Source organism: Ilumatobacter nonamiensis YM16-303 (genome assembly GCF_000350145.1).
GTDB lineage: Bacteria > Actinomycetota > Acidimicrobiia > Acidimicrobiales > Ilumatobacteraceae > Ilumatobacter_A > Ilumatobacter_A nonamiensis.
Genome location: NZ_BAOL01000194.1, coordinates 1 through 9,367, shown reverse-complemented (window position 1 = coordinate 9,367; position 9,367 = coordinate 1). Strand labels below are relative to the sequence as shown.

General features: G+C 66.7%; 10 protein-coding genes. 6 read left to right on the top strand and 4 right to left on the bottom strand.

What is annotated here, in order from left to right:
• Positions 1–48: 48 nt before the first annotated feature.
• On the bottom strand, positions 49–816 hold the full coding sequence (locus ON45_RS16545) for an SDR family NAD(P)-dependent oxidoreductase (protein WP_083915083.1): 768 nt from the start codon (positions 814–816) through the stop codon (positions 49–51).
• A 72-nt stretch (positions 817–888) separates the two neighbouring features.
• Here ON45_RS16545 and ON45_RS16540 point away from each other — a divergent pair, with 72 nt between their 5' ends.
• The 3 genes from ON45_RS16540 to ON45_RS16530 are packed head-to-tail and all read left to right on the top strand — an operon-like array spanning position 889 to position 3,111.
• On the top strand, positions 889–1,743 hold the full coding sequence (locus ON45_RS16540) for a TauD/TfdA dioxygenase family protein (RefSeq protein ID WP_040495212.1): 855 nt from the start codon (positions 889–891) through the stop codon (positions 1,741–1,743).
• Positions 1,744–1,789: 46 nt separating this feature from the next.
• The gene (locus ON45_RS16535; protein ID WP_040495211.1) at positions 1,790–2,572 is read left to right on the top strand and encodes an SDR family NAD(P)-dependent oxidoreductase; all 783 of its coding nucleotides are present in this window, start codon (positions 1,790–1,792) and stop codon (positions 2,570–2,572) included.
• A gap of 17 nt (positions 2,573–2,589) precedes the next feature.
• Complete coding sequence (locus ON45_RS16530; protein WP_051063231.1) at positions 2,590–3,111, top strand: pyridoxamine 5'-phosphate oxidase family protein; 522 nt, start codon at positions 2,590–2,592, stop codon at positions 3,109–3,111.
• 47 nt (positions 3,112–3,158) lie between these two features.
• On the opposite strand, the gene ON45_RS16525 is transcribed toward ON45_RS16530, so the two are convergent.
• Both ON45_RS16525 and ON45_RS16520 read right to left on the bottom strand, forming a co-directional pair.
• Positions 3,159–3,956 (bottom strand): ThuA domain-containing protein, encoded by a 798-nt coding sequence (locus ON45_RS16525; protein ID WP_040495209.1) that lies wholly within the window; start codon positions 3,954–3,956, stop codon positions 3,159–3,161.
• Positions 3,957–3,963: 7 nt separating this feature from the next.
• On the bottom strand, positions 3,964–4,887 hold the full coding sequence (locus ON45_RS16520; protein ID WP_158412471.1) for an SDR family NAD(P)-dependent oxidoreductase: 924 nt from the start codon (positions 4,885–4,887) through the stop codon (positions 3,964–3,966).
• Between the two features lie 170 nt (positions 4,888–5,057).
• Between ON45_RS16520 and ON45_RS16515 the strand changes: the two genes are divergently transcribed.
• Entirely contained in the window at positions 5,058–6,275 is a 1,218-nt protein-coding gene (locus ON45_RS16515) for an aromatic ring-hydroxylating oxygenase subunit alpha (RefSeq protein WP_051063229.1), read from the top strand.
• Positions 6,276–6,309: 34 nt separating this feature from the next.
• On the opposite strand, the gene ON45_RS16510 is transcribed toward ON45_RS16515, so the two are convergent.
• On the bottom strand, positions 6,310–7,101 hold the full coding sequence (locus ON45_RS16510; protein ID WP_051063228.1) for an SDR family NAD(P)-dependent oxidoreductase: 792 nt from the start codon (positions 7,099–7,101) through the stop codon (positions 6,310–6,312).
• A gap of 122 nt (positions 7,102–7,223) precedes the next feature.
• Between ON45_RS16510 and ON45_RS21715 the strand changes: the two genes are divergently transcribed.
• A complete protein-coding gene (locus ON45_RS21715) occupies positions 7,224–8,834 on the top strand; it encodes an aromatic ring-hydroxylating oxygenase subunit alpha (protein ID WP_051063227.1) in 1,611 nt (536 codons plus the stop codon).
• Positions 8,831–9,325, top strand: a complete 495-nt coding sequence (locus tag ON45_RS23185) for a VOC family protein (RefSeq protein WP_040495208.1) — start codon at positions 8,831–8,833, stop codon at positions 9,323–9,325. Before ON45_RS21715 ends, ON45_RS23185 begins: the two co-directional genes overlap by 4 nt.
• Positions 9,326–9,367 lie beyond the last annotated feature (42 nt).

The window sequence follows — 9,367 nt, the reverse complement described above, 5'->3', positions numbered from 1 at the left end:
GTGCCATCGGGTGTCTGACACCCGATGGCACGCGGCTGCGCTTCGGGTCTATGCGGTCGAGCCGCCGTCGACGACCAGGACGTGGCCGCTGACGAACTCGGCGAGGTCGCTGACGAGGAACAGCGCAGCCCTCGCGATGTGGTCGGGGTGACCGGCGATCCCGACGGGATTCGCGGCGATCTGTCTGTCGATGTCGAGTCCCCCTGCGCGCAGCGGCGCCATCTGTTCCTGAACGCCCGGTGTGTCGATGATTCCCGGCGCGATCGCGTTGACACGGATGCCACGCGGTCCGAGCTCGTGGGCGAACGCTCGCGTGAGCGCCATGACCGCGGCCTTCGACGCGCTGTACGCGGAGATGTTCGCACCGCCGCGAAGGCCGGCGATCGACGCGAGGTTGACGATCGATCCACCACCGGTCATCCGGTTCGCCGCCTCGCGCGCAACGCTGTACTGGGCGCGCACGTTGACGTCGAGCATGCGCTGCACGAATTCGTCGGTGGCATGCACCATCGGGCCGGTGGTCGGAAAGATCCCGGCGTTGTTGACCACGATGTCGACGGGCCGGTCGGCCGACGCCGCGTCGAGAGCCGCTCGCACCGCATCGGTGTCGGTGATGTCGCAGGACACGCCGGTCGCTCCCAGGTCCTCCGCCAACCCGGCCACGCCAGGTTCGAGGTCGCCCACGGTCACATCAGCGCCGGCCTCGACCAACCGGCGTGCGATCGCCGCGCCGATCCCCTTCGCCCCTCCCGTCACGAACGCGGTGCGCCCCTCGAGGTCAACCAGTTCCGAGACGGAGGTCTCCATGCCAGCCATGCGGCGACACTACGAACCGGCACGGGCGCGCTGCGTGTCGGACCCGCAGCACCACACTGAGAGAATGAGGGCATGACGATCGACATCACCCCGAGCGGCCAAGCGTGCGGCGCAACGGTCCGCGGCGTCGACCTGCGGGCACTCGACGGCTCGACGACTGCGGCGATCCGCTCCGCCTGGCTCGACCACAAGGTGCTCGCCTTCCCCGACCAGGATCTGACCGACGACGACTTGGAAGCGTTCACCCTGCGCTTCGGACCGTTCGGCGACGACCCGTTCTTCGCGCCGATCGACGATCATCCGCACATCGCCGCGATCCGTCGCACCGCCGACGAGACGTCGTCGCTGTTCGCCGAGAACTGGCACGCCGACTGGAGCTTCCAGGAGTATCCGCCCGACGGCACGTGTCTGTACTCCAAGATCGTGCCACCGGTGGGTGGCGACACGCTCTACACCAACCAGCAGGCGGCCCTCGACGCGATGCCGGCCGACCTGCGTGACCGGATCGAAGGTCTCGTCGCGATTCACTCCGCTCGCGGCGGTTACGCGCCGGACGGCACCTACGGCGACGACGATGCGGCGGGTCGGTCGATGCAGATCCGCCCCAGCGAGGACGCGTACGCGACGCAACTCCATCCACTGATCCGCACTCACCCGGAGACCGGAGCGGAGACCCTCTATTCGACCATCGGCTACATCATCGGGATCGACGGAATGGACGACGACGAGGCCCGGCCACTGCTCGGAGAGCTGTACGGATGGCAGATCCGCGACGAGTTCCAGTACCGCCATCGGTGGGAACCGAACATGCTCGTGATGTGGGACAACCGATGCGTCCTGCACCGCGCGACCGGCGGATACGAGGGCCACGAGCGCCTGCTCCACCGCACGACCATCGGATACAACGCCGACGTTCGCGCCGCCTGACGTTCCGCCTCGCCGCCGCCCGCCTCGCCTCGCCAGACTCGGAGCGATGAACGCCCCGACTCGGACCGCACCGGAACTGTTCGACCTCACCGGCCACGTCGCCGTCGTCACCGGTGGAGGACGCGGGATCGGCGAGGGAATCGCGACCGCATTCGCCGAGTCGGGAGCCGCGGTGGTCGTTGCCGCGCGGCGCACCGACGAAATCGAGCAGGTCGCGGCCACGATCCGCGACGCCGGTGGTCGGGCCCTCGCCGTGACCACCGATGTCACCGATGACGACGCGGTGGAGGCACTCGCACAGGCCGCCGTCGACGAGTTCGGCTCGCTCACCGACTGGGTGAACAACGCCGGCGGCTCGCCGATGCGGATGCCGCTGCAAAACCTCCCGCGGGAGGAATGGGACCGCACGATCGCGCTCAACCTGACCGCTGTCTACGTCGGGTCGATGACCGCCGCACGACACATCGAACGGGGCTCGATCATCAACATCTCGTCGGGCGCCGGGACCGGGCCCGTCCCGGGAAGCGCGCACTACGGAGCAGCGAAGGCGGCGACGAACTCGCTGACGTGGACGCTGTCGGCCGAACTCGCGCCGAACATCCGGGTCAACGGCGTCGCCCCCGGAGCGATCCCGACCGAGGTGATGTTGCAGGCGGTCGGGAAGAACGAGGACCAGCTCGACTCGCTGCTCGAGGAGTGGAACATCCCCCTCGGGCGGCTGGGGACGCCCCAGGACATCGGCGCCGCCTGCGTCTACCTCGCATCCGACGCGGCGAGCTGGATGAGCGGCGAGATCATCCGCGTCGGCGGCGGAGCGAAACCACGATGACCGGGAGTGACCAGAACATGGACCAGAACGACGACTACACCGACAGCTACGAGGACGTTTCGATGTTCACGCTGTCCGGCGACCGGGAGCAGACCCTGCTCGACAAACAGACCGAGTGCACGTTCATGTGGACCACATCGTCCGGCGACCCGGTCGGCGTGATCATGAACTTCGTCTATCTCGATGGAGCGTTCTGGCTGACGTGCACGCGGCGCCGCAAGCGGGTTCCCGCGATCGAGGCACGGCCGAGGGTGGCGGTGGCGATCACCAGCCGCGGCACCGACATCGGGATCAGCCAGGCGGTCACGTACAAGGGCGACTCCGAGGTCCTCGACGATCGCGAGACGTTGGACTGGTTCTACCCGGTGCTGGCCGCCAAGGTCCGCCCCGACAGCGCCGAGAAGCAGGCCGCGTTCGTCGAACATCTCGACTCGCCGGGTCGCGTCGTCATCAAGATCACCCCTGACGCCCGGATCGGCTTCGACTCCGAAGCGATGTTCGCGAACTCCCCCGCCGGAGCCACCACCACCGAGGTCTGACCCGTTCGGTGAAGTGTCCGCCGGTGACTGGCACCGACGGCATTTCGTCAGGACTGTGAGGCCCAGCGGATGGCGTTGCGGATGATGCGTCGGTAGTTGGCGTCGGCATAGGTCTGGGGGCCGTCGCCGAACTGGATGTATGCGATCCGTGACGGACCTTCCTGGCGGGTCCATGCGACGAGGTCACTGCCGGGCGGGTGACTCCAGCCCTCGTTCGAGTAGCGGGTTCCACGCACCGCGAGATCGGCCGAGTAGAAGCCGTCGTCCACGAACCGGTGACGGCTCCGCATCAACGGCGTCACGTTCTCCCCGTCGACGGGAAACAGATACACCTCGTCGGTGATCTCGAACGACGGATCGACACCGTCGCCGATCGGGTGGTCCTGATCGAGCACATCGACCGTGTGGGTCACGTCGTGCCGGTAGCCGGAGTCGGGCAGATCAGCCCCGTTCCACCGCGCCGGGGCGTAGTGGAATCGCCCGCCCATGATCTCGCCGTAGCGGTCCCAACCGGGCCACCCCGCGATCGCGTGGTGGAGGAACACCATTCCCTTCCCGCGGGCGAGCAGTGCCTCGAAGTCCTCGATGTACCCGCTCGGAGGGTCGGCGTGCGATGCCCCACCACCCGCCCGATCGAACACGACACCGGGCATGTCGTACATCACGAACGCGTCGAAACGATCGGCGTTCTCCGGACGCACCAGCTCGAGCGCCGCGGGATGTTCGACGTGCTCCCACTCGATGTCGTCGAACGAATCGAACACCGCGAAGAACGCGTCCGCATCGAACGGGTGCCCCTTCGTCACCACCGCCACCCGCGTCACGTCACGGGTCGGACCCGTCATGAACCGCTCATTCGGCGGGCGGGTCGTAGTGGATGCCGGGGATTCCGGCGCTCATGGCCTGATACCAGTCCGGCCGCGGGACCACGCCGGGGTAGCCCTCGCCGATGCGCGGGGTGTCCGTGTTCCAGTCCTGGTGGATCGGTGGGATCTGGTAGTAGCCGTTGGCCGCGTTGGTGCCGCCGTCGACGTTGAGGTCGTGTCCGGTGATGTAGGCCGCACCATCCGAGGCGAGGAACATCACGGGATCGACGATCTCGGAGAGCTCCCCGATCCGCCGCATCGGGGTGCGGGACGCGATCCACTTGTCCATTCCCATCCCCTCGATCGCGGGGCGCACCATCTCGGTCACGATGAACCCCGGCGACACCGAGTTGACGCGCACGCCACGGTCGGCCCACTCGCAGCCCAACTGCAGCGTGATGTTGCGCAATGCGCCCTTCGCGGCCGTGTAGGCGATGATGTTCAGCTCGTTCGCGCCGTGGCCCATGATCGACGCGATGTTCACGATCGACCCGCCACCGGTCTCGAGCATGTGCCTGCCGACGTCGCGCAGGTACATGAACGCGCCGTTGAGGTCGACCGACATGATCCAGTTCCACGTCTCCATGTCGAACTGTTCCGGGGCGACACCGCGCATGTCGCTCACACCGGCGTTGTTGATCAGCACGTCGATCTTGCCGTGAGCCTCGACTCCCGCAGCCACGACCCGGGCGACGTCGTCCTCGACCGATACGTCTCCGGGAACGACGGTGACGGTGCTCCCCGCTTCGCGACAGACCGCGGCAACACCGTCGAGGAGGTCTTCGGACCGAGCGGTGAGGATCAGATCGGCACCAGCCGCCGCGAAGCCGTGTGCGAACCCTTCACCCAGGCCCATCGACGCACCCGTGATGAGGACGGTCTTGCCCTCGAAGTTCTGTGAAGTTCCCATGGTGTTCATCCCCGTCTGTTCGTTCGAGTCGTCCCGGCGGGCGACGACGTGCTGCCTGACATCGGAACGCGCCCGACGCCAGGCGTGACCGTAGACGTCGGGAATCACGGCGGCCGACGCGGAGCGCTCCAACTGGTCGCGTGGCGGGCGCGATCTGCTCAACTGGATCCATGAGCCGCGAAACTCTGGTCGAACTCAATCGCCGAACGGTCTCGCACGCGCGCGCCGGAACGGTCCCCCAGGCCGCCGAAGTCGCCGAGGTGGCGGCTTCGAACTACTTCGACGCGGACCGGTGGGAAATCGAGATGGACCGCGTCTTCCGACGAACGCCGTTGGTCCTCGGGTTCTCCTCCGAACTCCGTGAACCGAACTCCTACAAGGCGATGGAAGTCGCGGGCATGCCCGTACTGATCGTGCGCGGGGCCGACGGCGAACTGCGCGCCTTCGTCAACACGTGTAGCCACCGGGGCGCTCAACTCGTCGAAGCCGGCACCGGATCGACGCGGCGATTCACCTGCCCCTACCACGCCTGGAGCTACGACACGGGCGGGAAGTTGGTCGGCATCCTCGACCGTGACACCTTCGGCGAGATCGACGTCGACTGCCACGGGCTGACGTCGCTCCCGTGTGCGGAGCGGTCGGGGATCGTGTTCGTCACCCTGCGTCCCGGCGGGACGATGGACATCGATGCGCACCTCTGCGGGTACGACGCGATGCTCGATCACCTCGGGATCGCCGACGCCTGGTTCGTGGGTTCACAGACCGCGGACGGGCCGAACTGGAAGGTCGCCTACGACGGCTATCTCGACTTCTACCACCTGCCGATCCTGCACAAGAACACGTTCGGGCCGGACTATGCGAACACCGCGATCTACGACGCGTGGGGCCCGCATCAGCGGGTCACGTCGCCGGACCAGCGGATGCTCGCGATCGGCGAGATCGACGAGTCGGAGTGGACCGATCGCCACCTCACGGGCGGCGTGTGGACGATCTTTCCGCATGTGTCGATCGCCGGCTTCGACGTCCGACTCGACGGCGTGGAAGGCGGCGGTCGGATGTACATGATCTCGACGCTCTACCCGGGAGACACTCCGGACACCTCGATCACGTACCAGAACTTCCTGTCGACGTTCGAGCCGACCGAGGAGTTCACGGACGCGATCGCGGCACAACGGGAGTTCCTCCTGCGAGTCGTCGTCGAGGAGGACTACTCCACCGGCAAGCGGATCCAGAAGGCGCTGAAGACCGGCGCGAAGCCGAGCGTGATGTTCGGGCGCAACGAGGCCGGCGGCCAGCGGTTCCACGGTTGGGTCGACGACATCATCGCGGCCGACGACGACGAGTTCGCCAAACTCTTCGCCAACGCCACCACCGACTTCCAGCCCTAGACGATCGTCGGTGCCGGTCACCGACGCGCATCTCCTACGCAGATCGTTCGGGCGGGAGGAACTGACCCGTGTTCGCCGAGATCCCGCCGTCGGCGTTGATCACCGCGCCGGTCACCGCGCCCGACTCGGCGCTGACGAGGAAACCGAACACCGCCGCGACCTCGTCGGCGGTCGCCCACTGCTGACGCGCCGTCCGACGACGAAGTGCTTCGTAGGCCGCGGGGAGTTCCTGCAACCGCTCGGTCATCCCCGTGTGGGTCGGTCCGGGGCAGACGACGTTGACCCGGATGTCCTCCGCTCCGAGGTCGAGCGCCGCCGATCGGGCGAGGTTGATGACGGCCGCCTTGGTCGCGTTGTAGGCCCACATGCCCGGGTCGCCGCGCTGGCCCGAGGTCGAAGCGGTGATCGCGATCGATCCACCGCCACGCTCGCGGAGCGCGGGAGCAGACGCACGAATGCCGAGCGCGACCGCCTTCACGTTGACGTCGACGGCCCGCTCGAACTCTTCGATCGGAAGTGTCTCGATCGAACCGCTCATCGCGATCCCTGCGTTGAGCACGACGGCATCGAGCCCCCCGAAGGTGTCGACGGCGAGACTCACGAGCGCATCGTTCGCACCGGCATCGGCGACATCCACCGACGCTGGTACGACGCGCTCCGTCCCACGACACCACCCGAGCCGGTCGTCGGACAGGTCGGCCGCGACGACCGTTCCACCCTCGCGCAGGAGCAGTTCCGCAACCGCACGCCCGATCCCCGAGCCGGCTCCCGTCACGATCGCGACCCGACCTGCGTGGCGTCCCGACGACAACGGTTCCTGCGTCATCTGCTCATCTTGACGAACGCTCCGTCCTGCGTACGAGCTGCACACCACGAGGGAAGCTGTGAGTTTCCGAATGATCGTTCGCCAACTCGGCGCGCTCGCGCCCGCTGTGAAAGCCTGACGGCATGACCGAAACGATCACGGGGACCGACCGATCCGCCGGCATCAGCTACACCGAACTGCTCGACGGTGACCGCGGCCCCGTCGACGATCTCCTGCGCGACGAGAGCCGCATCGGAATCAGGGACGGCAACACGCGGATTCCTGCCTGGTACTACACCTCCCCGGAATTCCACGCCCTCGAGGTCGAGAAGCTGTGGAGCCGCGTGTGGCAGCTCGCCTGCCTGGAGGACGAGATCCCGAACGTCGGCGACTACCACGTCTACGAGATCGCCGACATGTCGTTCCTGATCGTGCGCACCGACGACGGCATCAAGGCCTACCGCAACGCCTGCCTCCATCGCGGTCGGCTCCTCCGCGAAACCCACGGCAAGGGAGCGCGCAACATTCGCTGCGCGTTCCACGGGTGGGCGTGGAACCTCGACGGGTCGATGAAGGAGATCCCGTGCGAGTGGGACTTCCCGAGCGTGCGCAAGGAGGACTACGACCTCCCCGAAGCACTTGTCGACACCTGGCAGGGATTCGTCTTCATCAACCCCGATCGCGACGCGTCGCCGCTGGCCGACTTCCTCGGGAACCTCGGAGATCACTTCGCGAAGTGCACGTTCGATCGACGGTACAAGTCGGCGCACGTCGAGAAGATCATGCGGGTCAACTGGAAGGCGTGTCAGGAAGCGTTCATGGAGAGCTACCACGTCGTGGCGACTCACCCGACGCTGATGGAAGACCTCGGGGACGCGAACTCCCGCTACGACACCTACGAGAACTTCTCCCGTGCGATCTCGCCGCACGCGGTCGAGAGCCCACACCTCGAGGGCGTGAAACACTACGAACGCCTGGAGGACGGCAAGCAGTTCGCCCGCTACCGCCACCCGATGAACGGTCACATCTACGAACGGGCTGAACTCCCCGATGGCCGGACGGGCGTGCGGGTCATCGATCTCGACGGTCACGAGAGTCACTTCGACGAAGATGCGACCTGGATCGACGGACCGATCACACAGGGTGATCAGCACCTCTGCAAGTGGATCGGCGGCCCCACCCCCGAGCCGTATCTCGACGTTCCGTTGATGCTCCCCGACCCGCCCGACGGCGTCGAGTCACCCGCGGAGGTCCGCGCCTGGATCGCGTCGCAGCGTCGCGACGCCGCACGCGAGAACCTCGGCAAGAACCTCGACCCCGACGACTTCAGCGACGCCGAGGTTCTCGACGCGATGTACTACTCGGTGTTCCCCAATTGGTCACCGTGGGGAGTGTTCAATGCGCTCTTCTACCGGTGGCGGCCGCACGGGAACAATCCCGACGAGTGCATCTTCGAGGTGATGATGTTCCCGGTCGCGCCCGATCCAGACGACAAGCCCGAACCGGCGAAGGTCCGTCGACTCGGACCCGACGACGACTGGACGCTCGCCACCGAACTCGGCCCGGCGGCCAAGATCTTCCAACAGGACTCGATCAACCTCCCGCACGTGCAAACGGGACTCAAGGCACAGGAGCAGCAGGAAGTCGTCTTCGCCAACTACAACGAATCGAAGATCCGCCACTACTGGGAGAACATGTTCAAGTGGCTCGAGATCGGCGAGACGAACGTGTCGGTGACACCACGAGACACGTGATCGGATCGCCGGTCCAGATCGCGTACGCGACCGACGACGTCCACGCCGCTGCCCGACGCTGGGCGGAACGCGGCGTCGGCCCGTTCTTCGTCCTCGAACACATCACCGTCGTCGACGTCCGCATCGACGGGGAGCCGGCTGACTTCGACCACTCCTCCGCATACGCCCAGTGGGGATCGGTGATGGTCGAGTTGATCCGTCAGCACGACCCCGGACCGGACCCGGTCGTGTCGACATCGGGCATCCACCACGTCGCCTCGTTCGTCGACGACTTCGACGTTGCGGGCGACGCGCTCGTCGCCGACGGATTCCCGCGGCGTCTCGTCGCCCGCACGTCCGGTGGCCAGACATTCGCGTTCCACGACGCCCGCGCGAGCCTCGGCCACATGATCGAGATCTACGAGCGCACCGACCGTCTCGCCGACTTCTACGACATGGTCCGCGACGCCGCCACCGACTGGAACGGAGCCGACCCGATCAGGGTGCTGTAGGCGTTACGTGTCGGGTCAGACCCGTTACGTAACGGTCAGCGG